The organism is Kitasatospora sp. NPDC008115 (assembly GCF_042957205.1).
In the GTDB taxonomy this organism is placed as follows: domain Bacteria; phylum Actinomycetota; class Actinomycetes; order Streptomycetales; family Streptomycetaceae; genus Kitasatospora.
Genome location: NZ_JBIBHU010000019.1, coordinates 124339 through 147975, shown reverse-complemented (window position 1 = coordinate 147975; position 23637 = coordinate 124339). Strand labels below are relative to the sequence as shown.

Genomic DNA, 23637 nt, shown 5'->3' with positions numbered 1-23637 from the left:
AATGGGGTGGTGCCGGGTGGGCGGGGGGTGGTCGGGAGGTCCGATGCCGTCCGGGTCGGATCGGCGTAGGGAGGGGGAGGCCCTTGGTCCCGTCGATTCAGCCCCTTGGCCCCTGGCGGATCGCCCGGTCGGGGGAGATGCTCGCTGGTACAGCCGATCGGACGACAGGGGTCCGGTCGGACCACGCCTTCGGACGAGGTGAACCGGCGTGCGGCATGCCACCGTCGAATCAGTGATGACCAGTCCCGTGGTCCAGGTCGCTCCCCAGACCGGCTTCCGGGAGATCGTCGCGCTGCTGGCCGAGTACGACATCACCGCTGTGCCGGTGGTGGACGGCGACGGCCGGCCGCTCGGCATCGTCTCGGAGGCGGACCTGCTGCTCACCCTGGCCGCCCAGGAGGACCAGGGCAGCCACATGCCGCCGCCGGACCTCGCCCGGACCGGTCCGGGCGGCGCGGTCACCGCGGCGGACCTGATGTCCGGCCCCGTGGTGTGCACCACCCCGGACGCCAGCGTGGTCGCGGCGGCCCGGTTGATGAACAAGCACGGTGTGAAGCGGCTGCCGGTGCTGGACGAGGACGGCCGGGTGTTCGCCATGGTCAGCCGTGGCGACCTGCTGCGGATCTTCCTGCGCGAGGACCGGGTGATCCGCCGGGAGATCGTGGAGGAGGTGCTCGGGCGGGTCGAGGGCGTCAGCCCCGCCGAGGTGGGCGTCGAGGTGGACCAGGGGCGGGTGGTGCTCAGCGGCACCGTTCCCGAGCCGCACCTCGTGGCGATCGTGCTGAACCTCTGCCGCTCGGTGGACGGCGTGGTGTCGGTGACCGACCGGCTGAGCGCCGACTCCTTCGGCGGCCTGGGCCCGGAGGACGCCTCTCCGACCGACCCCGGGGGCGCGCGCGATGGCGACGCGCGCGGGAACGACACGCGTGCGCCCATCGGCTGACCCCGTACGCCTGCGCGTCCTCGCCCGTCGTCGCCCGCCCCGTGCCGTTCGACGGGGTGGCAGCCCGGACTCGGAGCGTCCGGTTCGGAATATCGCGCTGCGTGCCGGGTATCTCACCCACCGTGTGCGGTGGTAGCGGGCCGCCGCGACGCCGGGGACCGGGGAGGCAGCCGTGGCCGTCGTGTTCGACGCGGACTTCACATCGACCAGCCAGTGGGTCGCGGGGCGCAGCAGCGCCTATCCCCGGATGGGGCCGACCAACCGGGGCGACCACAAGCTCGACTTCCTCAGCCGCGCCTACTGCCCCGACGGCCTGTTCACCGCTGCCCGGCGGCAGGGCGGGGACCTGTGGACGTGCAACCTGCTCACCACCGAGGGCAGCCCGGAGGGCTTCCAGATCCGCACCGGCGACACCCTGAGCGCACGGGTCACCCTGCCCGTGGAAATCGGGGCCTGGCCGGCGATCTGGACCTGGCGGGACGGCGGCAACGAGATCGACGTGTTCGAGTACCACCCCGACAACCCTGACCTGCTGGAGATCTCCAACCACGTCCGGGGCGGCTACCGGTACTGGCACGGGGCGGAGGCCGGCATAGCCCCCGGCGCCACCTTCGACATCCGGACGGTGCTCGGCGCACACTCGGTGGACTGGTTCGTCGACGGCACCCTCATCCACGCCGACCGCCGGGGTGTGGGCGCCGACTGGCACGCGTACCTGATCGTCAACCTCTCGGTCTCGGACGGCACGTACCACGCCCGTCCGCCGGCCTTCGGGCCGGACCGGCTCGGCTGGACCTGTCACAGCCTGCTGGTCGAGCGCGGCGTGCCGGCCGGCGGGTCGCCGCGGCGGACCTGACCGCTGGGGCGGCGACGGGGGCGCTGGGCCGGGGTCGGCGGCCGGGCTGGGGCAGTGGTCGGGCTGGGTCAGCGGCCGGGCGGGGTCAGTGGTCGGGCGGGAACATCGCGGTGATCAGGCCGCGCGGTCCCGAGCGCTGGAACCAGACCACCCGGCGGTACGGGCCGATGTGCGCGGGGTACGTCACGTAGAGGTCGTCGCGCGGCGCGGTCTCGTTGCCCGGCGCGAGCGCGGCGTCCACCGCGCCGGCGGCGATGGACCGCAGCAGCGCGTGCGCGGTCGCCGCCGCGGCGGCGGGGACGATGGCCAGTGCGGTGAGTTCGAACCAGAGCGCCGTCGAGACGTAGCCGATGGGGGAGTGGCCGAGGGAGGGGTGGGGGCGGTGGTCCTGGTAGCGGAGCAGCACCCCGGCCGCGACAAGGCGCTCGCGGTCGTCGGCCGGCGGGTGGTGGTTCATGGGGCGAACGGTACCCGGCGCGGTGCGGGCGGGCCCGGGGTCGGGGGTTTCCCGGTCCACCCGGTGTCGGTCGGCCCGTGTTCGCGGGCTCCCTCGCGCGGCTTTTCCGTCCGGCCGGCGCCCCGTTCCTCATGGCGCCCCGTTCCTCGCGGCGCTTCGTTCGTCGCGGCGCTCCGTCCGCTACGACGCTCCGACGGGCGGGGGCGCAGGATGGTGGTGAGGCGCCGATCGCCCCCGGGGCGGGCCGGCCGTCGTGGCCGCCGCCCGCTGGCCGGGGCGGTGAGGAGGTCGTCATGACGTACTGGAGCGGCTACGGCGACGGCTACGGGCATGGGCACGGGTTCGGGGGCTGGGGCCTGGGGCTGATGGCGTTGGGGCTGCTGTTGGTCCTGCTGGCGCTGGTGGCCCTCGCGGTGGTCCTGGTTCGGCAGTCGCGGGCGGCCGGGCCGCCGTCCAAGGGGGCGTGGGCCGCGGGGCCGCCGGGTCCGGCGGGCGAGTGGGGTGGGCCGGCGCCGTTGGCCGAGCAGGTGCTCGCGGAGCGGTTCGCGCGCGGCGAGATCGACGCGGAGGAGTACCGGCATCGCTTGGAGGTCCTGCGCGAGGCGGGTGGTGGGTCGGGTGGGGCGCCGGGAAGTGGGGTGGGTGGCGGGCCGACGCCGCCCGTCCCGCCCGCGCCGCCGCGTCCGCCTCGGGGGCCGGACGGCTGACGCGGCGAGGCCCCGCCGCGCGGCTGCGCGACGGGGCCGTCGGTGGTCGACTGCCGGTTGTCGACAAAATGAGTGATCTACTGCTCGACTACTCGACTACTCGACGACGAGCTCGACCGGGATGTTGCCCCGGGTGGCGTTGGAGTACGGGCAGACCTCGTGCGCCTTCTTGACCAGCAGCTCGCCGGTCTCGCCCGCGAGCGCCTCCGGCAGTTCGACCCGCAGGACCACGGCGAGGCCGAAGCCCTCGCCGTCGCGGCCGATGGACACCTCGGCGGTCACCGAGATGTCGCCGGTGTCCACCTTCGCCTGCCGGCCGACCAGGCCCAGCGCACTGGCGAAGCAGGCGGCGTAGCCGGCCGCGAAGAGCTGCTCCGGGTTGGTGCCCTGCCCGTTGCCGCCGAGGCCGGGCGGCATCGCCAGGGCGAGATCGAGCTGCCCGTCGGAGCTGACGGCGCGGCCCTCCCGGCCGTTGGCGGTGGCGACTGCGGTGTAGAGCGCGTCCATGTCCGTTCCCTTCCGTCCTGCGTGCGAAGTCTCGGTCCGGCGGTCCGGTCGGGCCGCCTGCCGAGAGCAAGTAGAGCACGCAATTCAATTGCGCACAACTCAATGGCGTGTGCGGCATCGCTACCATGGGGCCATGACCGAGCCGACGGAGCTTCCCGACCTGCCCGACCTGCCCGACCTGCCAGACCTGCCCGACCTGTCCGATCTGCCCGAGGACGCCGATCTGCTCCGCCTGGACCGGCAGATCTGCTTCTCGCTGAACGCCGCCTCGCGCGCTTTCGGCGGCGTCTACCGGGTGCTGCTCAAGGACCTCGGCCTGACCTACCCCCAGTACCTGGTCATGCTCGTCCTCTGGGAGCACGGTGACCTGCCGGTCAAGCGGATCGGCGAGCACCTCCGGCTCGACTCCGGAACCCTCTCCCCGCTCCTCAAGCGGCTGGAGGCGGCCGGCCTGGTGCGCCGCGAGCGCAGCCCCGAGGACGAGCGCTCGGTCACGGTCAGTCTCACCGATGAGGGCTCCGCCCTGCGTGAGCGGGCCGGCCGGGTGCCGCGCCGCCTGCTCGCCGCGACCGGCCTGCCCGTCGAGGAGCTCGCCACGCTGCGGGCCCTGCTGGACCAGGTCACCCTCGCCCTCGACACCGCCGTCCCGGGGCTCGCTGCGGAGGGCTGAGGCCCCGTCGCCGGCGGTGGGGCCCTCCTCGGCCGGGACCGGGGCCGGGGCCGGGCTCGGTTTCCTGGTTCGGTTCCCGGTGGCCGGTTCAGTTCCCGGCCGACTGCCAGGGGCCGAACGGGCTGTCGGCCGCCGGTTCGGCCTGCCGCGCGACGCGCAGGACGGCGTCCGGCCCGAGCGCCAGCACGACGCGGCGGCCGACGGCGTCGAGCACCACGGTCGGCGTGCCGACGACCTGTCGGCCGAGGTCCGACCACTGGGTGCCGGCGCTCCGGTGCGGCGCCGACTGCGACGCCAGGCTGATCCCGCCGGCGCCGTTGCGGATGGCCACGGTCGTCCGGCCGTCCTTCCCGGTCACCGCGGCGACGCCCTCCAGGCCGGCCGGGCCGCCCAGCGACTCGGGCGTGGTGGCCCAGGAACCGTTCGGCCGCGTCGAGCGGGTGACGACCTGTCCGGTGCCGGCCTGGTGGAAGAAGAGCGCGAGCCGGCCGTCGTCGGCGCGGCTCACGGTGAGCGGCCCGGCCGGGGCCGGGCCGAGGAAGGCGGTGTCCCGGACGAAGGGGCCGCCGGGTGCCGACTGCCGCCAGTGCCCGATGCCGTCCGTGGTCGGCGCGAACAGCTCGATCCGGCCGTCGGCGGCGAGGGTGGCGGCCAGGCCGTCCCGCACCCGGGTGCCGCCGAGGTCGGCCCAGTCCGCCGGCCAGCCGCCGTCCGGCAGTTGGCTCAGCGCGCTGACGCCGCCGCCCGTGTTGCGGACGAACACGGTCAGCCGCCCGTCGCCGCCGAGGACCGGAGCGGGGCCGCCGACGAACCCGGGGGCGGCGGGGTCGGGGGTGCCGAGCACCGTCCACTCGCCCCAACTGCCCGGGGCGGTGGCGGACTGGGCGACGGTGACGATCCGGTCGTCGCTCAGCCGGAAGCCGAACAGGTGGATCAGCCCGGCGGCGTCCCGCACCACGCCGAGCGCGGGCGCGAGGTCCTCGCCGCCGGGAACGGGCACCGGCCCGCTCCACGCGCCGCCCGGTACGGGCTCGCGCCAGGCCTGCACCCGGTTGTCGAGCACGGCGAAGGCGTTCAGCGCTCCGGTGGCGTCCTGGGCCGCCCAGGCGGTGCCGTTCGACCACCGCGGATACTGCCGGGACGGGAATGCGCCGTAGAAATAGGGCTCGTCCGGATCCGGCAGCGGGTCATGGGCGCCGGAATACCAGCCACCGACCACGGAACGCTTCGGCCCGAGGTAGGCGAGAAAGGTCTTCCGCTTCTCCCGCGCCGCACTCGCGGGCAGATTCGGCGGGTCCATTCGGACATTGTAGTCGCGGTAGTTACGGAGTATCACCCGGCCGTTTCCGTCCGGCCCGTGATAACCGAGGGCGGCCTTTCCGGCGAATCGTGCGGCGGCGATGTGGTCATTGTGGTCGGCGGGATTCTGCGGATCGCGGCTGTAGCCGTAGGGCACCCGTGGGTCCTGGGCGCGCAGTACGGTCGGGCGGAACCGTTCCATCAGTTCGGTGAGCGTGGCCACGAGTTCGTCGTGGGTGTAGGCCTGGTTCGCGTACGCGGGGTCGCACTCGCCGTCCGCGGGCAGGCTGCCGAGTGTGGCCTGGTGGGACGGCGCGCCCGGGCCCTCGTTGAACAGGGTGTCGAGGGTGGCCTGGCCGGCGCCGCCGGGGAAGTTCGTGTCGCCGCCCTCGTGTAGCCGGAGGAACACCAGTTTGATCTGCGGCGCCTGGTCCAGGGTGTCCACCTGGACGGTCTTTCCGCTGGTCAGCCGTACGGCGGCGGTGTTCCAGCTGGGATTGGCCACGCCGGCCAGGCGGGCGTGCGCGGCCCGGGCGCCGGTGTCCCGGCTCTCGGAGTAGGCGCACGGGCCGGGGAACGGGGTGCCCGTCGTCTCGCCGCCGGTCAGGAAGACGGTGACGGACGGCGCCCCGTACTGCCGGTTGAGGTCCGGGGTCATGAAGAGGAGGTCGTCGTCCTGGTGCGCGACGATTTGCAGGAACGATTCGTCGCCTCTGGTGGCACCTGCGACGGAAGCGGGTGGTTGGACGATTTCCGCCGGGGCCGCGTGGACCGGCGCCTGGGGTGTGCTCAGGGCGACGGCCAGGACCGTCCCCACGGTTTTCGGAAATCGCATCGCACCCCCGGTCTCCTTGCCCCCGAGCAGGAGATCGGTGGAATCGCCCGTCGGCCCGGAACGGACTATCCCCAAGGCCGTCGTCCGACGTCAAATCCCGGTCGGCGAACCCCGCCGATCTTCGGGGGTACGGGTCGGGCGTGAACCAGCAAAACGCCCGCCGTGCACCAAAAGAAGCAGAGCGGGCATTGCATGAAATATTGGTGCAAGCCGGACATTCGGCGAATTGATCATGCCGATGTGAGATCCGTGTGCGGACATTTCCGGTCGATTCTGCCGCGATCTCAAGGCGATCTTGACGCGATCCTGCCGTGATTCCGGGTGAATGGGAGATCCATTCCGGGGCGGCCCGGCAGCGGGCCGGTCGACGCCCGGCCGGGTCGGTCCCGGCCGGGCGCTCAGGTGGTGCGGGAGTGGGTGGTCGTCAGGCGGCGGTCCGCTCGTTCAGGCAGAGGATGTTGCCCTCGCTGTCCTTGAACCAGGCGGCGCGCATGCCCTCGGCCTCCACGACGCCGTCGACGGTCTTCAGCCCGGGCATGTCGTACTCCTCGAATACGACGCCCTTGCCGCGCAGCGCGGCCATCTCGGCGTCCAGGTCGGGGACCTTGAAGCTGGCCAGGGTGTGGGCGGCCTGGCCGCCGCTGGGTGTCTCGTAGATGCCGAACTCGGTGCCGCCGCACTCGAAGGTCAGGTCGCCCTCCGAACCGGCGTCGGTGAGTTTGAGGCCGAGGGTGTCGGTGTAGAAGGCCTTCGCCCGGGCCAGGTCGGCGGCAGGGATGATCGCCACCAGGGGTGCGTCTCCAAGCATGCTCATCGCCTCCTCGTCCTTCCAGCGTAGGTACGTCGGGCCGGCGGTGGCCATGCCGGACGGCCGCCGGACGCCGGGCAAGTCCTGGCGTGTCCTTGCGTGTCCGGCGGGCGACGGGGCGTCACGCCGGGGCGAGCCGCCAGAGCGACGTCACCTCGGCGGCGCGGGCGGCGCGCACCGGATCGGTGGCACGGCCTCGGGTGGGGTGGGCCGCCTCGGTCGCCCGGCGGTGCCGGGGGCGGGCGTCGAGGCGGCCGACGACCCGCAGACCGGCGGCGGTGAACGCGGTGTGCAGGTCGGCGCGCGAGCGCAGGCCCAGGTGCTCGGCGAGGTCGGAGAGGACCAGCCAGCCCTCGCCGCCGGACGCGAGCCGCTCCGCCAGCCGGTCGAGGAAGCCGTGCAGCATCCGGCCGCCCGGGTCGTACACGCCGAGTTCGAGGGCGGAGGTCGGCTCGGCGGGCAACCAGGGCGGATTGCAGACCACCAGGGCGGCCCGCCCGTCGCCCGGCGGATAGAGGCCGGTGCCGGCCGCCAGGATGCGGTCGGCCAGGCCCAGCCGGTGTGCGTTGTCGCGGGCGCAGTCGAGCGCGCGCGGATTGGCGTCCGTGACCAGCACCCGTCCGACCCCGCGTCGGGCCAGCACGGCGGCCAGCACCCCGGTGCCGGTACCGAGGTCGAACGCTGTGCCGTCGGTGTCGGTGCCGGCGTTGCTGCTGGCGTTGGTGCCGGTGCCGGCGTTGACTTTGCCGATGGCCGCTGCGGCGGGCAGCGGTGCCCGGGCCACCAGGTCGACGTACTCGCCGCGGACCGGGGAGAACACGCCGTAGTGCGGGTGGACGCGTGCCCCGAGCGCGGGCACCTCCACGCCCCGCTCACGCCACTGCCGCGCGCCGAGGACGCCGAGCAGCTCCCTCAGCGCGACCACCCGGGGCTCCTCCGCCGGGCCGTACGCCTCCCGGCAGGCCTGCCGGACGTCGGGCGCGCGGCGCAGCAGCAGCGCGTGGTCGGCCTCCAACCGGACCACCAGGCGGCCGAGCAGGCGCGCGGTCCGGGCCCGATCGTTCCGCTGCTCCCGGAACGCCTCGCCCGTGGTGACCGGGTCCGCGGTGCGCTTTCGGCGGGTCTCGTGCTCGGCCCGGCGGGCGAGGGCGGCGAGCAACTGGCGGGCGCCGTGGTAGTCGCCCTGCCAGAGCAGGGCGTTGCCGGCGGAGACCAGACGGTGGGCGGCATCGGCCCGCAGCCGGTCGTCGGCGAGTACGACACGACTCGGCGGCGGCGTGCCGTTCTCACTGTGCCAGCGGGCGGGCAGGGTGGTGACGGGCGTGAGGGTGGTGTGGGCGGTGGCGGGCACCGGGACTCCTCGTGGTCGAACGTGCGGATGGGCACGAAGAACACGCCGACGAGGAGGGGAACAACGGTGGGTCAGACGAAACGCGGCTCCCCGGTCGGCGTGCGGACCGCGGGGTCGCCGAGCACCAGGCCCGGTACGGCACAAGCTGTCATGATCAGCCCTTTCGCTGGATCACCTTCTTCGGGATCACGGTTACGGTGTCACGCGCTGTGGTCGGCCCGCAACAGGTTTTTCGCCCCGCGACGTCTCGTCACCAGGTGTGCGGGATGCGTTCCAGGACGCCTCCCGCGAAGACGTCGTACAGCGGCAGGGTCTCCAGATGGACGTAGCCGATGTGGCAGTCGCAGACCGGGAGCGGGCAGGGTCGTGGGGCGAGCCGGGGCCGGTAGGAGCCGTCGTAGAGGTTGCCGAGTTCCTCGCGGACGAAGTGGCAGCGGCGCACGGTACCGTCGCCGTCGACCGACAGGACCGACTCGCCGGTGCGGCAGGGGCGTCCGGCGCTGGGGTGGGCGTGCCGGCTGAAGCCGAAGTGCGGGTCGAGGGCGGTCCAGTCGGCCGCCTCGGCGTCGGTGTAGGTGCGGCCCTCGGCGGCGTTGATCCAGAGGTAGACCGCCGGGGACAGCTCGGCGCGCAGCCGCCGGGCCGCCGCCAGGTGCTCCGGCTGCCCCACCACCCCGATGCTGTACCGCGCGCCCAGGGCGTCGAGTTCACGGCACTTGGCGAGGAAGCGGTCGTGGTCGACCTGGCCGGGGTGGTAGGTGACCCAGAGCGCGAGGGCGGTCAGGTCCGCCTCGGCCAGCCAGCCGGTGCGGCAGCTGAGGTTGGTCTGCACGGCGACCCGCCGGACGTGCGGCAGACGGCTCAACTCGATCATGGCGCGCCGGTACCAGGACCGCACCAGCCCCTCGCCCCACGGCGTGAACAGCACCGAGACGGTGTCGCCGGTGCCTGCCCGGCCGGCCACCCAGCCGGTGAACCGCTCCAGCGCGGCGCGGTCGGCGCGCAGCTGGCCGGGCGTGTCGCGCCGCTTGGCGAACGGGCAGTACGGGCAGTCGTAGTCGCAGGAGGCCAGCGGGCCCCGGTAGAGCAGGCTGAGGTCGAGGGGCCCTCCGGCCGGGCCGTCGGCGCTCGGGAGGTCGGTGGCCGGGAGGCCGGTGGCGGGTCCGGCCGAGGGCATGCCGAGGAAGGTCATTTCGCCTCGTATCCGGCCATCAGCGTGCGCACCTCGGGCGAGAACAGCATCGGGCCGACCGCGTCGGAGTGCGCGAGGCCCTCGGGGGACAGCCGGAGCGCGCCGCCCGTGTCGCCCGCCCCGTCCGCGCCGCCCGCGAGCCAGCCGCGGGCCTCGAACTCCGCCAGCTCGGCGGGGAAGTCCTCGGCCGGCGCGCTGCCGAAGCGGTCCCGGTACTCGGCGAGCGCCACTCCCTCGGCCTGGAGCAGCGACTGCACGAGGTGCCGCCGACGCGCCTCGGACGGCGTCATCGCCCGGCCGACCACCGCGCGGTCGAAGGTCTCGGTGGCCACGTAGTCGTCGATGATGCGGCGCACCTCGGTGGCGTCCACCGCGTAGTCGAAGGAGTAGTGCAGCCGGGACGTGTAGGAGCGGGCGCCGCAGCCGAGGCCGACCATGCCGTCGGTCTGGCAGGCGTACTCGCTCACCCCGGCCTGCGGTGCGGCCGCCCGGCGGAACATCCGCATCGACACCTGCTGGTAGCCGTGGGCGAGCAGGTGGTCGCGCCCGGCCCGGTAGAGCGCGAGTCGGCGGGCGTCCCACTGGACCGGGCTCTCCGCCTCCCCGCGCCGCGCCAGGCCGGTCAGCGGGCGCACGTAGAGCGGGTAGAGGTAGAGCTCCTCGGGCTCCCAGGCCAGGGCGGCGTCCAGTGAGTGGAGCCAGCCGGCCTCGGTCTGGCCGTCGATTCCGTAGATGAGGTCGATGTTGAGGACCGGGAATCCGGCGTCGCGGATCCGACCCAGCGCGGCCTCGACGTCGGCGCGCTTCTGCGGACGGACCGCCGAACGGGCCTCCGCGTCGACGAAGGACTGCACGCCCAGGCTCAGCCGGGTGGTGCCCCGCTCGGCGAGCACGGAGAGGCGGTCGGCCGTGGCGGTGGCGGGGGAGGCCTCGACGGACAGCGGGACCGCCCGCAGGTCGGCGCCCATCCGGTGCTCGGCGATGTCGCAGAGCCGTTCCAGCTCGGCGGCGCTCAGATAGGTGGGGGTGCCGCCGCCGAACGCGGCGAGCGCGAACCGGGCGCCCTCGTCCAGCGCCGCGCGCACGGCGTCCGCCTGCCGGTCGAGGGCGTCCAGGTAGGCGGTGGTCAGGCCGTCCGGACCGCCGATCCGGGTGAACAGGTTGCAGAAGCCGCAGCGCACCTCGCAGAACGGGATGTGCAGGTAGAGGGAGAGCGCGTGCTGCGCCTCGCCCGCCCACAGCTCACGCAGCGGCGGGCGGTCCGGCAGCGCGCGGTAGGCGGTCTTGTGGGGGTAGGCGTAGACGTACGACTGGTACGGCGGCGCGTACGGCAGTCCGGTGGCCGGTGCGGTGGCGGTGGCCGGTGCGGCGGCGGGCGTCGTGCCGTCGGCCGGCCGGGCGGGGGCGGTGGTCATGCGGTCTCCTCGGCGGGCGCGGCGGACGGCGGGGTGCTCGCGGGGAGCGTGAAGTGGGCGTACGGCACCGTCCAGACCACCTCGTGGCCGATCCGGTGGCCGGTGTAGCCGTCCTCCCCGTAGGCCGTGCCATGGTCCGAGCAGACGATCGCGAAGCACGGCCGCCGTGCGCTCATCGCCGCGAACAGCCGGCCGATGTGGGCGTCCACGTACTCCAGCGCTGCGGCGTGGCTCGCCCGGCTGTCACCGTGCTCGCGCGTCGCGCCGGGCAGGTGAAACCAGTTCGGCTGGTGCAGCGCCGGGACGTTGACGAAGAGGAAGAGCGGCTGCCCGGCGGGCTGCTCGGCGGCGACCTGCTCCGCGCGGGCGACCTGTTCCTCGAAGGAGGTGGGCGAGGGCACGCCCATCTCGGGCGACCAGTGGCTCTCCTGGAAGAGCCCGGGCAGCACCGAGCCCAGCGGCCCCTGCTTGTTGAAGAAGCCGACGCCGCCGATGCAGACCGTCCGGTAGCCGGCGGCGGCGAGCGCGCCCGGCAGGTCCGGGGCGTCGAACACCCAGGTGCGCGGAGCGGTGCTCTCCGAACCGGCGAACCGGGCGGCGAACAGGCGCGGGTGCGGCCCGTCGGGCGAGGCCGGGGTCGGCAGGAAGCCGGCCAGGATCGCCTGGTGGGCGGCGTAGGTGAAGCTGCCGGGGGAATGCCGCTTCTCCCAGCGCCCGCCGGGCAGGTGGGCGGCCAGGTTGGGGATCCGTCCGGCGGCGGCCAGTTCCTCGGCGACGTCGAAGCGCAGGGTATCGAGCGTGACGAGCAGCAGGTCGTGGCTGCCCACCACGGCGTTCATGTCGGGGGGCCCGGTCGGGGCGGCGGGAGCGGGGGGGTTGGGCTGGTGGTTCATCGGGGCTGTTCCGTACGTGGGTGGATCGTCAGGTGCGGGGGTGCCGACGGTGCGGTCGCGGTCGCGGTCGGGGGTGCGCTCGCGGTCGCCGGTGCGCCGAGGGCGGTGAGTTGGGCGGCGTAGGTGTCGAGGCCCTCGGCGGGGCCTTCGGGCAGGCCGGTGAGGCCGGGAAGCAGGTCGCCGAAGGCGTTGACCTCGCCGACCACCGCCCGCCGCCAGGCGGCGGTCGGCAGCACGTCGACACCGACCATCGGGGAGTTCGGGAAGCAGGCGGCCGCCCGCTCCGCGGTTTCCAGGAGGTCCGGCCAGGCCGGACCCGCGGCCTCGCGGGCCAGCTCCAGACTGCCCCGGGCGCCGCCGAGGTGAAGGTTGGTCATCGGCTGGGCACTGGTGCGGACCACCACGTGGGTGGCCCGTCCGGCGACCACGACGACCCGCAGGTCGGCCGAGCGGCCCGCCTGGGAGGCCTTCGGCACCCACTGCTCGACGTGCAGGCCGTCCGGGGCGAGCCGGTCGACCAGCTCCGCGACCGCCCGCTCCTCCCGGTAGCGGCGGACCCGCAGCGAGTTGTGCAGCCCTCCGTCGGAGAGCTCCACCGAGGTGGTGGCCCGCAGTTGGCCGCGCGGACCGAACTCCAGTGCCACCACACCCGAAGCGGAGGAGCCGTGGGACGGCTTGACGAAGACCCGGCGCAGCCCCTCGGCGTCCAGCCGGGCGCGCAGGTCGTCCCAGCCCGTGACGGCGGCCCCGTCGAGGGCGCGCGGCACCGGCACCCCGGCGTGCGACAGCAGCGCGTGCGCCTGCCGCTTGTCGAACATCACGGCGATCTCCTCCGGGTCGCCGAGCAGCCGCACCCCGGGGGTCCGGGCCAGCGCGCGCAGCGCGGCCGTCACCCCGGCGTACCAGGCGGCGCCGCCCTCGACCCGGGTCGGTGCGTACCGCGCGCCGAGCGCCGGTCCGCGCAGCAGCGCGTCCACCGCCTCCTCCTCGCCCGGTGACTCGATCCGCAGCACGGTGCCCTCGGGCAGCCGGCAGGTGCCGCGCAGCAGGTCGAGCCAGGGGAGGACGGTGGGCTCGGGCAGTCCGGCGGCCCGGGCGGCGGCCGCAAACAGCGTCACCCGGCGGTGGCCGGGGTTGCCGAGCACGGTCAGCCGCCCGTCCGCCGGGAGCCGGTGCGCGGTCGCCGCCGGGTCCGTGGTCCGGGCCGGGCCGGCGGCCTGGTCGGTCGTCGTCAGCATCGGTGCCCGCCTACTCGGCCACCGCGACGTAGCGCCACTCGTCCTCGTCGTCCTCCTCGGCGTCGGACAGGTCGACGTCCACGCCCGGGAGCGCCTGGCGCACCCGCTCCTGCATGGCGTCGGTGAGGTAGTGGTGGTGCAGGTCGAGGGACTTGAGGTGGGTGAGCGGCTGGCCGTCGAGCAGCGCCGCCGCGCCGTCGTCGCTCAGCACGCCCATGGCCAGGCTGAGCGACTCCAACTGCGCCACCACCGGGGCGTGCGCCACGGCGGCGGCGATCTCGTCCTGGAACTCGCTGTTCTCCAGGCCGAGGTGGCGCAGCGACGGCAGCCGGGTGCCGGTCAGGATCGGTGCGATGTCGTCGATCGTCGCGTCGCCGCCGTACTCGTCGACCCCGAACCACAGTTCGAGGCGCTCCAGTGCGGGCAGTTCGCTCGCCGCGACCGCCCGCACCACGTCGTCGGGCAGCCCGCCGCTCTCGAACCGCAGGTCGGTCAGCCGGTCGTGCCGGACCGGGTCGAGCCGCAGGCCGTTGCCGCCGCGCACCACCAGGTCGGTGAGCTGCGGGAACGCCTTCAGCACAGGGGTGACGTCCGACATCTCCAGCCAGGAGATCTCGCAGTCCTCCGAGGTCACGTCGGCGATGAAGAGCGCCTCCAGGGCGGGGAACCGATCGGCGTCGGCGAGGACCCGGTCGAGCGTCTCGCGCACCGGCACGTAGTCCCGCACCCACCAGGGGCCGATGAGCAGGGCGCGGACGGCGGCCGGGTCGACCGCGGCGAGGAAGGCCGACCAGAGCTCGTCGAAGCCGTGCTTCGAGCCGTAGCCGACGGTCAGCCGCCAGGCGGCGGCGTCCGCCGCCGGCAGCTCGTCGGCCAGCCGGCGCCGTTCGTGCCGGTCGGGCTCGTTGAGCGAGAGGTTGACGACGGGCAGGTGGAGGAAGCGGTCGACGGTGTTGGTGATGAACACGGTGCCCCCCTGGGCGGCATGGCTGGTCGGTGCTGGAGCGGGTGCTGGACGAACGGGGTGACGGGGCGCTCGACGCGGGGCTGCTACTCGGCCACGGCGACGTAGCGCCACCGGTCGTCGGGCTTGCCGGGCTCGGAGAGGTCGAGCGCCACGCCGGGCAGCGAATCGCGCAGCCGCTGCTGCATGGCGTCGGTGAGGTAGTGGTGGTGCAGGTCGAGGGACTTGAGGTGGGTGAGCGGCTGGCCCTCCAGCAGCGCCGTCGCGCCCTGGTCGGTGAAGACGCCCATCGACAGGTTCAGGGACTCCAGCCGGGGCACCACCGGGGCGTGCGCGACGGCGGCGGCGATCTCGTCCTGGATCTCGCTGTTCTGCAGGCCGAGGTGGCGCAGCGCGGGGAAGCGCGTGCCGTCCAGGAACGGTTCCAGGTCGGCCAGCTGCGTGGTGCCGCCGTAGTTCTCCACTCCGAGCCAGAACTCCAGCCGCTCCAGCGCGGGCAGCTCGCTCGCCGCGACCGCCTGCGGCACCGCGGCGGGCAGGCCGCCGGACTCGAACCGCAGCGCCCGCAGGTGCTCGTGCCGCACCGGGCGGAGCATCACGCCCTCGCCCTCGACCGACTCGTCGGAGGCGCCGCGCACGACCAGCTCGGTGAGCAGGGGGAAGGTGGTGAGCACCGGCGTCACGTCGGTCATGTCGATCCAGGAGATCTCGTTCTCCTCGTACGTGATGTCGCCGATGAACAGGCCGCGCAGCGCGGGCAGCCGATCGGCGGCGCCGAGGATCGCGGCCAGCGGTCCGGCGAAGCTGTCCGGGCCGTCCTGCGACCACTCGCCGACGACCACGGCGGTGACCCGGGAGACGTCAACGCGGTCCAGGAACTCCTGCCAGCGCGAGTCCCAGTCCTGCTCCGCCTCGAACTCGATGCCGATCTTCCAGGCCGCGGCGGCCGGCTCCGGCAGCTCGGCGCCCTCGTCGAGGGCGGCGACGAAGTCGAACACGGGAAGGCCGTGGAACTCCTCGATGTGGTTGTTGACCGTCATGCGCTGCTCCTCGGAGGGTCGGTGCGGGCCGAACAAGTGTCTACCAGCCCCGACCGACAATCCGGTGCCCGGGGCGCTCCCCGGGCGCGTTGTCCCGGCCCCGCCTCCCGCCCCACCGACCCCGCCCGGCACACCCCCCATGCCCGTCACCCGGGCACCGGGCGTCCCCGCGGTTCCGGGTCGTCGAGCGGTGTGACGGCCCGTCCCACGAGCGCACCCGCGTGTTCGACCGGTTGCCGGCCGGTCGGGCCCGGGGCCGGGCCCCCGGCGATGCGCCCGCGTCCTTGTTGTCAGACCCCTGTCCTATGGTCCGTGACGTGGGATTCCGATGTGGCGTCGAGCCGGTGAGGGAGAGCTGATGTTCCGTCAGGGAGATGTGCTGATGGTGCCGGTGGAGGAGCCGGCGGTGCCGGTCCGGGTGGGGGCGCTGGCCGCGCAGCCCAGGGACGGGCGAGGGCGGCTGGTGCTGGCGCTCGGCGAGGTCACCGGGCACGCGCACGCCGTGGTCGGTCCGGGGGAGCTGCGGCGCGAGTCGGGGCCGTTCGGTACCGCGTGGCTGCACCTGCCGGAGGGCGGCCGGGTGGTGCACGAGGAGCACGCGGCGATCCCGCTGCCCAAGGGCTGGTACCGGGTGGTCCGCCAGCGCGAGTACGTGCCGGGCGCGGTGCGCATGGTCGCGGACTGACGGACGGCGGCCCGCGCCGGGTCGCGCGGACGAGGGACACGGATCGGGGCGGGCGCGCGGCGTCCGCGGTACGGCCGGGCAGGGTGCCCGGGTGGGAACGGAGAGTGTGATGGTGACTGGACAGATGGCACCGGCCCCCGTGGCGGACGGGCCCGCCGAGGCGACGGCCCGCTGGCGGGCGGCCGCCGCGGCCACCGGCCCGGGTGACCGGGCGGGCGTCGAGCGCGCGGTGCGGGCCGCCTACCGGGCCGTGGGCCTGGCCGAGCCGGCCGACCTCCGCTGGTTCGGCTCGCCGCTGGCGGCGGCGCAGGCGGCGCTGGAGCTGCGCGCGGCGGGCGCCGTGACGGTGCGCGAGACGGTGCGGACCCTGCCGTGGGACGCGGTCCGCCGACAGGCCGTCGAGCGGACCGGCGCGGCGGGCTGGGCACCGCTGTGGGCGCTCACCGGCGGTGAGCTCGGCCCGGTGACCAACACGCTCGCCGACCGGATCCGCGGCGCGGTCCTCGACCGGATCGCGCCCGAGCCGGACACCGAGAACGACGAGGACGTCGTCGAGGCCGCGCGCGAGCGCCGGGTCGCCGCCCGGATCGCGCTGCTCGACGCCGTCCGGGGCCAGCACGACGCGCCCTGGTTCGCCGCCTTCGAGGCGGCCGGGGTGCTTGGGGCGGAGGCGGACGCGCCCGGCGCCGAGGGCGAGGCGATCGCCGCGCTGGCCGAGGTCGCGCGCGGCGCCGGCTGGTGGTGGCCGTACGAGGGCGTCGTGCTGCTCAGCGAGCGCCCGGTGGAACTGCACCGCGACGAGGCGGGCCGGCTCGACCACGCCGAGGGCCCGGCCCTGGCGTACTCCGACGGCTTCACCATGCACGCCTGGCGGGGCATGCCCGTGCCCGCCGACTTCCTCGCCGGGCTCGGCGCCGTCACGGCCGAGCGGATCCGCACCGAGGAGAACGCCGAGCTGCGCCGCGTCCTGCTGGAGCACTACGGCTACGAGCGCTACCTGGCCGACTCCGGCGCCGTCCCGGTGCACAAGGACGAGACCGGCGTGCTCTGGCGGATCGACCTGCCGGAGGACGAGCCGGTGGTGATGGTCGAGGTGGTCAACTCGACCGCCGAGCCCGACGGCACCTTCCGCACCTACTGGCTGCGGGTGCCGCCCAGCACGCTCACCGCCCGTGCCGGGGTGGCTTGGACCTTCGGCATAACCGAGGCGGAGTACCACCCGCAGCGCGAGACGTGAGCGGGCGGTGCTCCGCCGGGCAGCCGGTCCGGGGCAGCGGTACGGCCCGGGGGCCGGTCACCGGAATGCGGCGGCGTTCCGCTGGGCCCAGGTGGCGAAGGGCGTGGCCGGGCGGCCCAGCAGCCGTTCGACGTCCGGGCTGACCTGCCGTTCGGCGGCGGTCGGTTCGCCCAGGATGTCGAGAGCGCCGTCCGCGACGCCCTCCGGCACGACGGTCAGCAGGTGGCCGCGGGCCGCCTCGCGGCCGGGCTCGACGAAGGCCACCGCTTCGCCGAGCCGAGCGCGGAGCCGATAGCGGCGGCCTGCTCGCGCGGCGACACCGGCTCCGGCCCGGTCAGCCCGGACGTCCGGCCGGCGTGCGCGGCGGACCCGGCCGGGCGGTGCCACCGTCGCTCGCAGGACGGCGGCGGCCACGCCGGCGAGGTCCTCGGGGTCCACCGTCGGCAGGGCGACGTCACCGAACGCGCCGCCGCTCAGGTGACGGCCCGGGAGGCCGGGGCGGACCGGGGCGCCGGGGCCGTCGCCGAAATCGGGTCGACACGCTGACCCCGGGGCGGCACCGTGCCGGGCATGGAGTTCTTCGTCTTCCACCGGGACCGGCCGCACTCCGGGGCACTGCGCCACGACCTGCGGGAGGAGCACTGGTCCTACATGGACGGGTACGCCGCGGAGATGATCGCCCGCGGCCCCACCTTCGCCGACGGCGACGCCGATCCCACCGGCAGCGTCCACATCCTCGACCTGCCGGACCCTGCCGCCGCCCGTGCGTTCGCCTTCGACGAGCCCTGCTACCAGGCCGGCGTTTACCGCGACGTCCTGCTGCGGCGCTGGCGCAACCTCCTGGGGCGCACCATGGCGGAGTTCCCCGGCGGCCGCACCGGCGGCGACCGCTACCTGGTGCTCGGCCTCGGCGCCGGCCGTCCCGCCGACCTCACGCCCCCGCCCGGACGCGACGAGCTGATCGCCTACGGTCCGCTCCTCTCCGACGACGGCGACGCCTGGCTGGGCACCGCCGTCCTGCTCCGCGCCCCGGACGCGCACACCGCCCGGGCCGTCCTCACCGCCGACCGGTACGCCGCCGTCGAGGTCCACCCCTGGCGGTTCGGCGGCCGGGCCTGACGGGCGCGCGGGGCCCTTCCCCGGTCCCACGCGGCACCGCCCGCGCCTGGGACGGGCGCGGGCGGTGCGGGTTCGGTGGGGCGATGGGGTCAGCTGACGGTGATGCCGTCGAACGAACCGATGATGGCGTCGCCGCCCACGTTGGTGATGTCGCCGCCGGCGAGCTGGTTGCCGGTGCCGATGACGGTGATGGTCGTGGTGTTGACCGTCACCTCGTCGGCGAAGGCCTGGGTGGGCAGGGAAACGGCGCCGACGGCGGCGACGAGGACGGCGAACGTGCGGACTGTGCGGTACATGATGATTATCCCTTCGTGGGCCAACGGTGCTTCGAACCCTAGGGACCCCTGTCGCCTCAAAGGCTGGAATGTCACCCGGAAGGGTGGACCTGCGTGTCGTCAGGCCGGGTCGGTCGTTGTGTGGCGGGACATGCCGGAGCTACCGGGCCGGACGAGCGACACTGGCGAGCAGGAGCGGCTGGAAGAAACCGATGACGGCGGGCGGCAGCCACTCCGCCGCCTCGAAGCCCGCCTCGGCGGCGAACCCGCTCAGCCGGTCCTGGGTGAGCGCCCAGTAGGACGTACGGCGCACACCCACGCGCCGTCCCCGTCCCGCCGGGCCTTCCGCTGCGCGAGCCGGAAGTGTTTCAGGTCGTACCGCTCGCCGTCGGCCGACACCTGCGGCGCCGTCGACGTCGGGCGGCTGCGCCGGAGTTCGTCGTACGGGCGGGCGGAGAGCAGCAGCAGGCCGCCGGGGCGCAGCACCCGGTGCAGTTCGGCGAACGCGGCGCGCACGTCCCCGGCGGTGAGCAGGTGCGGCAGCGCATGGTCGGCGCACACCACGGCGTCGAACCGCCCGTCGGAGCAAGGGAACCGGCGCATGTCGGCGGCCGCGACCGGCAGGCGTGGACCGCGCGCCGAGGCCTCCCGCGAGGCCCGGGCGACGGCCGCCGCACTGAGGTCGGTACCGGTGACCCGGTGGCCGGGGGCGGCGAGCCCGAGCGCCTGGGTGCCGATGCCGCAGGCGCAGTCGAGGACGTCTGCCGGTGCGTCGCCGAGCCGGGCGCGGAGCAGCGCGTCGAGGCTCGCGCCCTGCCGGGCCACGCTCGCCTCCCAGTCGGCGTACACCAGGTGGTAGCCGACGGCCAGTTGGTCGTGGAAGCGGGTGGGGGAGTCGACCGCCCCGGGGCGGGCGGGGAGGTCGCGCCACCGACCCGCGGCCGGCCCGTCCCCGGAGTTCCCGGCGCTCCGGCTCAGTCCGTCCCGGGCCGGTAGACGGTCAGCGCCCGGCGGGACTTGGCCAGTCGGAGCGCACCGGTGGCGGGCACGGACTCGCCGTCGACGGCGATCCGGTCGGCGTCGCCCAGGGCCTCCAGGTCGAGGGCCCGGATCCGGGCGGCGTGGTAGACCCGGGAGTTGGCGAGCGTGCCGGACAGGAACGCGGCGGCGAGCCGGGTCCGGGCGAACGGCTGTCCGCCGTCGACCACTCGGACGTCCAGCAGGCCGTCGGCGAGCCCGGTACGGTGGGTCGGGGCGAAGCCGGGCGGGTCGTAGGCGCCGTTGCCGGCGAACAGCAGCCAGAGCTGGCGGTCGCGTCCACCGGCGCGGACGGTGACCGGTTCGGCGGTCGCCAGGACCCGGGCCGTGGCCACCGCGAGCGCTGGCCACTTGCCCAGCCGGGCCTCGTACTCCTCGCGCACCCGGACCAGTTCCGGGTAGACGCCCAGGCTGAACGTGTTGAGGAAGTACCGGCGCTCGATGTCGTCCGCGGCCAGTCCGAGGTCCACCCCGCACGCCCGCCCGGCGGTCACGGCGGCCGCGGTCGCCTCGATGCCGTCGATGCCGAGGTCCATCGCGAAGTGGTTGAGGGTGCCGCCGGGGAAGACCGCGAGCGGCAGGCCCCGCTCGACGGCTAGCCCGGCGGCCAGGTTGACGCTGCCGTCGCCCCCGCAGACCCCGAGCGCGCCGCCGGCCGCCGCGGCCCGGTCGGCGGCCTCGGTGAGCAGGGCCGGCAGGTCGTCCCCGGGCCCGCAGATCCGCACGTCGGCCCGGGGCAGCAGCTCGCGCAGTGCGGCGGCGGTGTCCTCGGGGCCGTCGGCCGCCGGCGCGCCGCTGCCCGAGCCGGAGTTGACCACGACGGACAGTCCCGCCCCCTCGGGCAGCGCCGGAGCCGGCCGTCGCGGCGGCGCGGCCGGCGGCGGCACGTCGGAGGAGCGGGGCCACCAGCGGAGGGTGAGCGTCGCGAGCGCCGAGCCGAGCGCGAACCCCGCCAGCACGTCACCCGGGTAGTGCGCTCCGGTGTAGACCCGGGAGAACCCGACCGCCAGCGCGACCGGTGCCACCACGGCCGCCGCCGCGGGCGATTCGATCGCGACCGCCGTGGCGAAGGCGGCGGCGGAGGCCGAATGACCGGAGGGGAAGGAGGTGGTGATCGGCTGGCGGAGCAGCCGGCGGGCGGCCGGCACCGGGTCGAGCCGCGGGCGCGGCCGACGGGTGAGCTGCTTGGCGGCGATGTTGGCCGCCGAGGAGGCCAGGGCCAGCGAACCGACCCCGCGCAGCGCCGCCCGCCGCCCGGCCCGCCCACCGACCGTCCCGAGCACGGCGGCCGCGCCGAACCACAGCACCCCGTGGTCGGCGGCCCGGCTCAGCCCGCGCAGCCACGGCCCGACCCGCGACCCGGCACCGAACGGGCGGCGGGCCACGGCGATCCGCTGGAACAGGGCCTGATCGATCACGTCCAGTCGTCGCCTCATCCGGACGAGCCTAGACGCGATGGGAGTTCGCCGCGCGGCGAACTCCCATCGCCTCCAGAAGAAGCGGGGGATTCCAAGGACGGTTGCGGCACCCGCTTCCCCGCACACCGGACCCGACCTCGTCGGCTCTCGCCGGGACAGGCCGTGATCGGCGACCGGCCGCGTTCGGCGACCGGCCGTGCTCGGGCCGCGCCTTCGAACGCCGATCGGTACCCGCCCCCGGCTGAGTACGCATACTCAGGCGCCGCCCGGCCGACCCGCGCAGACTGGCCGCCAGGACCCGCAGCCCGCAGACCCGCCGACCCGCGCCACCGTCACAGAGGACCCACGCCACCGCCATGCTGAGCCGCGCCGCCACCCTGCTCCTTCCCGCCTTCGGGCGCCTGGACGTCACCGCCGACACCGGCAGCCCCGCGCCGGGCAGCATCGTCGCGGCCAACCACACCTCGCTCGCGGATCCCGCCGTCGTGCTGGCCGCCCTGAACCGGCTCGGGGCCCGGCCGGTCGTCCTGGCCACCGCCGGGCTGTGGCGGATCCCGCTGCTCGGACCGGCGCTGCGCCGGGAAGGACACATCGCCGTCCACCGGGGCACCGCGCGGGCGGCGGAGTCGCTCGACGCGGCGGCCGAGGCACTGGCGGCCGGACGGGTCGTGCTGATCTACGGCGAGGGCGGGCTGCCGCGCCGTCGCGACTCCGGGGAACTGCCGCCCGGCCCGTTCCGCAGCGGCCTGGCCAGGCTGGCGCGGGCCACCGGTGCGCCGGTCGTGCCGCTCGGACAGGCCGGGTCCCGCCGGATCACCTCCGGCGGTCCGCTCAAGCAATTCGCGGGCCTGGCCACCGCCCCCGTCCGCCGCCCCACCCTCCACGTCCACCTCGGCACCCCGCTGCACCTCCCGGCCGACACCGCTGAGGCGACCGCCCGGGCACACGGTGCCGTCACCGCCGCCTGGACGGTCGCCGCCCGGCGGGCCGGGTGGGAGGCGGTGGCGGCTGCCTGAGCCGGTGCGCGGACCGTCCCCGGGAGGCGACGGTGACGCCGGGCAGGCAAGGGGGAGCGGGGCCACGGGCCGGTTCGATCCGGGTGTCGGCTGTGGCCGGCACGGGTGGGGTCCCTTTCCGTGGGCCGACACGCGTCCGGCGGATTCCGCCACGGAGCCGGGTCACGCTGTTGCGGGAGAACGGCCGCGATCCGCGCGTCACCGAGGCGTCGAAGGCGCGGCCGCAGGGGTCCCGCCGCCGACCGTGGCGACCACCCGGGCCCACCGTGCCGTCGCCTCCGTGCGGCTGGTCGCCGCTCCACGGGCGGGACCGGCGCGGAAGCCTCATCACGGAGGGGAACGCGCTGGGGCGGTCCTGTCCTCGCCGGTGTCCCGCCATGGGGACGCGGGCATCGCCGCCCGGTGTCGGTGGGGTGGTCTACCGTCGCGGCATGGATGACGAACAGGGTGTGACGGCAGGGTTGTTCACGGCGGTCGGGCGGACGGTGGTGCTGGTCGAGGACGCCGAGGCGGCGCTCGCCTTCTACCGGGACGTGCTCGGCTTCACCGTGCTCTTCGACGGGGACCTCGACGGCTACCGGCTGCTGCACGTCGGCCCGTCGGGTGGCCCGTCGGGTGGGCCGACGGGTGGGCCGGGGGCGACGGCGGGGCTGTGGCTGATGCCGGCGGAGTCGCCGGACGCGCGGGCGGCGGTGGGGCGCCAGACGGGCGGCATGCCGCTGCTGGTGCTCCACACGGACGGCCTCGACCGGGTGGCGGCCCGGCTGGCGGAGCACGGCGTGCCCACCCGGCCCGGCGTGGCGGACGGCGGGCCGGGCCGGTCGCTGCACTTCCAGGACCTCTACGGCAACGAGCTGATCGCCGCACAGCTGTAGGGCGCGGGCCGCAGGCGGACGGGGCAGGATGGGTGGCATGGAGCGCACGTTCGAGGAGCTGGTGGACGAGGCGGCCGAGGCCCCGGTCGACGGCTGGGACTTCTCCTGGCTGGACGGCCGGGCCACCGAGGAGCGCCCGTCCTGGGGCTACCAGCGCCTCCTGGGTCAGCGGCTGTCGCTGGCCTCGGCGGCGCTCGACGTCCAGACCGGTGGCGGCGAGGTGCTCGCCGGCGTGGCCGACCGCTTCCCCCGGACGGTGGCCGCCACCGAGGCGTGGCCGCCGAACCTGGCGAGGGCGACCGCCCTGCTCCACCCGCTCGGCGCGGTCGTGGTGGCGGACCCGGACGAGCCTCCGCTGCCCTTCGCCGACGGCGCGTTCGACCTGGTGACCAGCCGTCACCCGGTGACGGTCTGGTGGGCGGAGGTCGCCCGGGTGCTGCGCCCCGGCGGGAGCTACCTGGCCCAGCACGTCGGGCCGGCCTCGGTGTTCGAACTGGTCGAGTTCTTCCTCGGGCCCCAGCCGGAGGCGCGCCGGGCCCGGCGGCCGGAGGACGCGGCGGACGCCGCCCGGGCCGCCGGGCTCGACGTGGTCGAACTGCGCTCCGAGCGGCTCCGGGTCGAGTTCCTGGACATCGGCGCGGTGGTCTGGTTCCTGCGCAAGGTGATCTGGATGGTGCCGGGCTTCACCGTCGAGGCCCACTGGGAGCGGCTGCGCGAGCTGGACGCCCTGATCCGGGCGGAGGGGCCGTTCATCGCCCACTCCGCCCGGTTCCTCATCGAGGCGCGCAAGCCCTGACGG

Annotated in this window: 27 protein-coding genes; 11 read left to right on the top strand and 16 right to left on the bottom strand. The window is 75.1% G+C overall.

The window, feature by feature from the left end; all coding sequences use genetic code 11:
* Positions 1-235: 235 nt before the first annotated feature.
* On the top strand, positions 236-943 hold the full coding sequence (locus ACFZBX_RS23875) for a CBS domain-containing protein (RefSeq protein WP_391535818.1): 708 nt from the start codon (positions 236-238) through the stop codon (positions 941-943).
* Positions 944-1115: 172 nt separating this feature from the next.
* The gene (locus ACFZBX_RS23870; RefSeq protein WP_391535817.1) at positions 1116-1799 is read left to right on the top strand and encodes a beta-glucanase; all 684 of its coding nucleotides are present in this window, start codon (positions 1116-1118) and stop codon (positions 1797-1799) included.
* An 85-nt stretch (positions 1800-1884) separates the two neighbouring features.
* On the opposite strand, the gene ACFZBX_RS23865 is transcribed toward ACFZBX_RS23870, so the two are convergent.
* Complete coding sequence (locus ACFZBX_RS23865; protein WP_391535816.1) at positions 1885-2256, bottom strand: hypothetical protein; 372 nt, start codon at positions 2254-2256, stop codon at positions 1885-1887.
* A 293-nt stretch (positions 2257-2549) separates the two neighbouring features.
* On the opposite strand from ACFZBX_RS23865, the gene ACFZBX_RS23860 reads away from it, so the two are divergent.
* Positions 2550-2963, top strand: coding sequence for an SHOCT domain-containing protein (locus ACFZBX_RS23860; protein WP_391535815.1), 414 nt, complete (start codon positions 2550-2552; stop codon positions 2961-2963).
* A 96-nt stretch (positions 2964-3059) separates the two neighbouring features.
* On the opposite strand, the gene ACFZBX_RS23855 is transcribed toward ACFZBX_RS23860, so the two are convergent.
* Positions 3060-3470 carry an organic hydroperoxide resistance protein gene (locus ACFZBX_RS23855; protein WP_391535814.1) on the bottom strand — a complete coding sequence of 137 codons (411 nt, stop codon included), beginning with the start codon at positions 3468-3470 and terminating at the stop codon, positions 3060-3062.
* Positions 3471-3603: 133 nt separating this feature from the next.
* Here ACFZBX_RS23855 and ACFZBX_RS23850 point away from each other — a divergent pair, with 133 nt between their 5' ends.
* On the top strand, positions 3604-4140 hold the full coding sequence (locus tag ACFZBX_RS23850) for a MarR family winged helix-turn-helix transcriptional regulator (protein ID WP_391535813.1): 537 nt from the start codon (positions 3604-3606) through the stop codon (positions 4138-4140).
* A gap of 88 nt (positions 4141-4228) precedes the next feature.
* Here ACFZBX_RS23850 and ACFZBX_RS23845 read toward each other — a convergent pair whose 3' ends face one another.
* The 9 genes from ACFZBX_RS23845 to ACFZBX_RS23805 all read right to left on the bottom strand — a co-directional run bounded on the left by ACFZBX_RS23845 (position 4229) and on the right by ACFZBX_RS23805 (position 15175).
* Entirely contained in the window at positions 4229-6274 is a 2046-nt protein-coding gene (locus tag ACFZBX_RS23845) for a hypothetical protein (RefSeq protein WP_391535812.1), read from the bottom strand.
* Between the two features lie 424 nt (positions 6275-6698).
* Positions 6699-7088: a VOC family protein gene (locus ACFZBX_RS23840; protein ID WP_391535811.1), complete on the bottom strand. Its 390-nt coding sequence runs from the start codon at positions 7086-7088 to the stop codon at positions 6699-6701.
* 115 nt (positions 7089-7203) lie between these two features.
* Positions 7204-8433, bottom strand: coding sequence for a methyltransferase (locus tag ACFZBX_RS23835; protein WP_391535810.1), 1230 nt, complete (start codon positions 8431-8433; stop codon positions 7204-7206).
* A 250-nt stretch (positions 8434-8683) separates the two neighbouring features.
* The gene (locus ACFZBX_RS23830) at positions 8684-9625 is read right to left on the bottom strand and encodes an STM4011 family radical SAM protein (protein ID WP_391535809.1); all 942 of its coding nucleotides are present in this window, start codon (positions 9623-9625) and stop codon (positions 8684-8686) included.
* Entirely contained in the window at positions 9622-11040 is a 1419-nt protein-coding gene (locus tag ACFZBX_RS23825; RefSeq protein ID WP_391535808.1) for an STM4012 family radical SAM protein, read from the bottom strand. The genes ACFZBX_RS23830 and ACFZBX_RS23825 overlap by 4 nt, the downstream gene beginning before the upstream one ends.
* Positions 11037-11879: an STM4013/SEN3800 family hydrolase gene (locus ACFZBX_RS23820; protein WP_391535839.1), complete on the bottom strand. Its 843-nt coding sequence runs from the start codon at positions 11877-11879 to the stop codon at positions 11037-11039. The genes ACFZBX_RS23825 and ACFZBX_RS23820 overlap by 4 nt, the downstream gene beginning before the upstream one ends.
* A gap of 50 nt (positions 11880-11929) precedes the next feature.
* A complete protein-coding gene (locus ACFZBX_RS23815) occupies positions 11930-13171 on the bottom strand; it encodes an STM4014 family protein (RefSeq protein WP_391535807.1) in 1242 nt (413 codons plus the stop codon).
* A gap of 10 nt (positions 13172-13181) precedes the next feature.
* Positions 13182-14138, bottom strand: a complete 957-nt coding sequence (locus ACFZBX_RS23810) for an STM4015 family protein (protein WP_391535806.1) — start codon at positions 14136-14138, stop codon at positions 13182-13184.
* A gap of 83 nt (positions 14139-14221) precedes the next feature.
* Entirely contained in the window at positions 14222-15175 is a 954-nt protein-coding gene (locus ACFZBX_RS23805) for an STM4015 family protein (RefSeq protein ID WP_391535805.1), read from the bottom strand.
* Between the two features lie 358 nt (positions 15176-15533).
* Here ACFZBX_RS23805 and ACFZBX_RS23800 point away from each other — a divergent pair, with 358 nt between their 5' ends.
* Together ACFZBX_RS23800 and ACFZBX_RS23795 are read left to right on the top strand one after the other, a co-directional pair.
* Positions 15534-15860: a hypothetical protein gene (locus ACFZBX_RS23800; protein ID WP_391535804.1), complete on the top strand. Its 327-nt coding sequence runs from the start codon at positions 15534-15536 to the stop codon at positions 15858-15860.
* A 124-nt stretch (positions 15861-15984) separates the two neighbouring features.
* On the top strand, positions 15985-17097 hold the full coding sequence (locus ACFZBX_RS23795) for a DUF6745 domain-containing protein (RefSeq protein ID WP_391535803.1): 1113 nt from the start codon (positions 15985-15987) through the stop codon (positions 17095-17097).
* 57 nt (positions 17098-17154) lie between these two features.
* Here ACFZBX_RS23795 and ACFZBX_RS23790 read toward each other — a convergent pair whose 3' ends face one another.
* Entirely contained in the window at positions 17155-17307 is a 153-nt protein-coding gene (locus ACFZBX_RS23790) for a hypothetical protein (RefSeq protein WP_391535802.1), read from the bottom strand.
* A gap of 12 nt (positions 17308-17319) precedes the next feature.
* Between ACFZBX_RS23790 and ACFZBX_RS23785 the strand changes: the two genes are divergently transcribed.
* Together ACFZBX_RS23785 and ACFZBX_RS23780 are read left to right on the top strand one after the other, a co-directional pair.
* On the top strand, positions 17320-17643 hold the full coding sequence (locus ACFZBX_RS23785; protein WP_391535801.1) for a hypothetical protein: 324 nt from the start codon (positions 17320-17322) through the stop codon (positions 17641-17643).
* Positions 17644-17667: 24 nt separating this feature from the next.
* Positions 17668-18216: a YciI family protein gene (locus tag ACFZBX_RS23780; RefSeq protein ID WP_391535800.1), complete on the top strand. Its 549-nt coding sequence runs from the start codon at positions 17668-17670 to the stop codon at positions 18214-18216.
* A gap of 89 nt (positions 18217-18305) precedes the next feature.
* Here ACFZBX_RS23780 and ACFZBX_RS23775 read toward each other — a convergent pair whose 3' ends face one another.
* The 4 genes from ACFZBX_RS23775 to ACFZBX_RS23760 form a co-directional block, all read right to left on the bottom strand.
* Positions 18306-18512 carry a hypothetical protein gene (locus tag ACFZBX_RS23775; RefSeq protein WP_391535799.1) on the bottom strand — a complete coding sequence of 69 codons (207 nt, stop codon included), beginning with the start codon at positions 18510-18512 and terminating at the stop codon, positions 18306-18308.
* A gap of 139 nt (positions 18513-18651) precedes the next feature.
* Positions 18652-18804 (bottom strand): hypothetical protein, encoded by a 153-nt coding sequence (locus ACFZBX_RS23770; protein ID WP_391535798.1) that lies wholly within the window; start codon positions 18802-18804, stop codon positions 18652-18654.
* Positions 18762-19340, bottom strand: a complete 579-nt coding sequence (locus ACFZBX_RS23765) for a class I SAM-dependent methyltransferase (RefSeq protein ID WP_391535797.1) — start codon at positions 19338-19340, stop codon at positions 18762-18764. The genes ACFZBX_RS23770 and ACFZBX_RS23765 overlap by 43 nt, the downstream gene beginning before the upstream one ends.
* 125 nt (positions 19341-19465) lie before the next feature.
* Positions 19466-20965: a bifunctional phosphatase PAP2/diacylglycerol kinase family protein gene (locus ACFZBX_RS23760; RefSeq protein ID WP_391535796.1), complete on the bottom strand. Its 1500-nt coding sequence runs from the start codon at positions 20963-20965 to the stop codon at positions 19466-19468.
* Between the two features lie 338 nt (positions 20966-21303).
* On the opposite strand from ACFZBX_RS23760, the gene ACFZBX_RS23755 reads away from it, so the two are divergent.
* From ACFZBX_RS23755 to ACFZBX_RS23745, 3 genes are all read left to right on the top strand, one after another.
* Complete coding sequence (locus ACFZBX_RS23755; protein ID WP_391535795.1) at positions 21304-21963, top strand: lysophospholipid acyltransferase family protein; 660 nt, start codon at positions 21304-21306, stop codon at positions 21961-21963.
* A gap of 431 nt (positions 21964-22394) precedes the next feature.
* Positions 22395-22838, top strand: a complete 444-nt coding sequence (locus ACFZBX_RS23750) for a VOC family protein (protein ID WP_391535794.1) — start codon at positions 22395-22397, stop codon at positions 22836-22838.
* Between the two features lie 37 nt (positions 22839-22875).
* Positions 22876-23634 (top strand): class I SAM-dependent methyltransferase, encoded by a 759-nt coding sequence (locus tag ACFZBX_RS23745; protein WP_391535793.1) that lies wholly within the window; start codon positions 22876-22878, stop codon positions 23632-23634.
* Positions 23635-23637 lie beyond the last annotated feature (3 nt).

Excerpts from the sequence above, each read along its gene's own strand:
- ACFZBX_RS23780 (WP_391535800.1), top strand. The coding sequence starts at position 17,668 with ATGGAGTTCTTCGTCTTCCACCGGGACCGGCCGCACTCCGGGGCACTG.
- ACFZBX_RS23830 (WP_391535809.1), bottom strand. The coding sequence starts at position 9,625 with ATGACCTTCCTCGGCATGCCCTCGGCCGGACCCGCCACCGGCCTCCCG.
- ACFZBX_RS23840 (WP_391535811.1), bottom strand. The coding sequence starts at position 7,088 with ATGAGCATGCTTGGAGACGCACCCCTGGTGGCGATCATCCCTGCCGCC.
- ACFZBX_RS23755 (WP_391535795.1), top strand. The coding sequence starts at position 21,304 with ATGCTGAGCCGCGCCGCCACCCTGCTCCTTCCCGCCTTCGGGCGCCTG.
- ACFZBX_RS23820 (WP_391535839.1), bottom strand. The coding sequence starts at position 11,879 with ATGAACGCCGTGGTGGGCAGCCACGACCTGCTGCTCGTCACGCTCGAT.
- ACFZBX_RS23760 (WP_391535796.1), bottom strand. The coding sequence starts at position 20,965 with ATGAGGCGACGACTGGACGTGATCGATCAGGCCCTGTTCCAGCGGATC.
- ACFZBX_RS23855 (WP_391535814.1), bottom strand. The coding sequence starts at position 3,470 with ATGGACGCGCTCTACACCGCAGTCGCCACCGCCAACGGCCGGGAGGGC.
- ACFZBX_RS23815 (WP_391535807.1), bottom strand. The coding sequence starts at position 13,171 with ATGCTGACGACGACCGACCAGGCCGCCGGCCCGGCCCGGACCACGGAC.
- ACFZBX_RS23865 (WP_391535816.1), bottom strand. The coding sequence starts at position 2,256 with ATGAACCACCACCCGCCGGCCGACGACCGCGAGCGCCTTGTCGCGGCC.
- ACFZBX_RS23825 (WP_391535808.1), bottom strand. The coding sequence starts at position 11,040 with ATGACCACCGCCCCCGCCCGGCCGGCCGACGGCACGACGCCCGCCGCC.
- ACFZBX_RS23750 (WP_391535794.1), top strand. The coding sequence starts at position 22,395 with ATGGATGACGAACAGGGTGTGACGGCAGGGTTGTTCACGGCGGTCGGG.
- ACFZBX_RS23805 (WP_391535805.1), bottom strand. The coding sequence starts at position 15,175 with ATGACGGTCAACAACCACATCGAGGAGTTCCACGGCCTTCCCGTGTTC.
- ACFZBX_RS23795 (WP_391535803.1), top strand. The coding sequence starts at position 15,985 with ATGGCACCGGCCCCCGTGGCGGACGGGCCCGCCGAGGCGACGGCCCGC.
- ACFZBX_RS23860 (WP_391535815.1), top strand. The coding sequence starts at position 2,550 with ATGACGTACTGGAGCGGCTACGGCGACGGCTACGGGCATGGGCACGGG.
- ACFZBX_RS23745 (WP_391535793.1), top strand. The coding sequence starts at position 22,876 with ATGGAGCGCACGTTCGAGGAGCTGGTGGACGAGGCGGCCGAGGCCCCG.
- ACFZBX_RS23775 (WP_391535799.1), bottom strand. The coding sequence starts at position 18,512 with ATGTACCGCACAGTCCGCACGTTCGCCGTCCTCGTCGCCGCCGTCGGC.
- ACFZBX_RS23845 (WP_391535812.1), bottom strand. The coding sequence starts at position 6,274 with ATGCGATTTCCGAAAACCGTGGGGACGGTCCTGGCCGTCGCCCTGAGC.
- ACFZBX_RS23875 (WP_391535818.1), top strand. The coding sequence starts at position 236 with ATGACCAGTCCCGTGGTCCAGGTCGCTCCCCAGACCGGCTTCCGGGAG.
- ACFZBX_RS23800 (WP_391535804.1), top strand. The coding sequence starts at position 15,534 with ATGTTCCGTCAGGGAGATGTGCTGATGGTGCCGGTGGAGGAGCCGGCG.
- ACFZBX_RS23850 (WP_391535813.1), top strand. The coding sequence starts at position 3,604 with ATGACCGAGCCGACGGAGCTTCCCGACCTGCCCGACCTGCCCGACCTG.